1 protein-coding gene is annotated in these 487 nt (G+C 67.1%); it reads left to right on the forward strand.

Annotated elements, in window-relative coordinates; genetic code table 11:
* Nucleotides 1-487, forward strand: a 487-nt coding sequence (locus tag IH54_RS41075; RefSeq protein ID WP_043183695.1) for an acyltransferase domain-containing protein, incomplete at both ends; no start/stop codon positions are given.

The raw sequence follows: 487 nt of genomic DNA on the forward strand, positions 1-487 counted from the left end.
GCTGTTCGCTTTCGAGGTGGCGCTTTTCCGGTTGGTGGAGTCGTGGGGTCTGCGGCCGGATTTTGTGATGGGGCATTCGGTGGGGGAGGTTGCGGCTGCGCATGTGGCGGGTGTTCTGGATCTGGTGGATGCGTGTGTGCTGGTGGGTGCGAGGGCGCGGTTGATGCAGGCGGCGCCTGGTGGTGGTGCGATGTGTGCGGTGCGGGCGTCGGAGGAGGAGGTGGCGTCCGCTCTGGTGGAGGGTGTGGTGGTCGCGGCGGTGAATGCGCCGGACAGCACGGTGGTCTCGGGTGACCGGGATGCGGTGCTGGAGGTGGCGGAGCGGTGGAGGGGAAAGGGTCGCAAGGTCACGGAGTTGAGGGTGAGTCATGCTTTCCACTCGCCGCACATGGATCCGGTGCTGGAGGAGTTCCGGGCGGTGGCGGGGGCGTTGACGTATCACGCGCCGGTGATTCCGGTGGTCTCGAACGTGACCGGTGAGCTGGCG

This window comes from Streptomyces sp. NRRL F-5123 (assembly GCF_000721495.1).
In the GTDB taxonomy this organism is placed as follows: domain Bacteria; phylum Actinomycetota; class Actinomycetes; order Streptomycetales; family Streptomycetaceae; genus Actinacidiphila.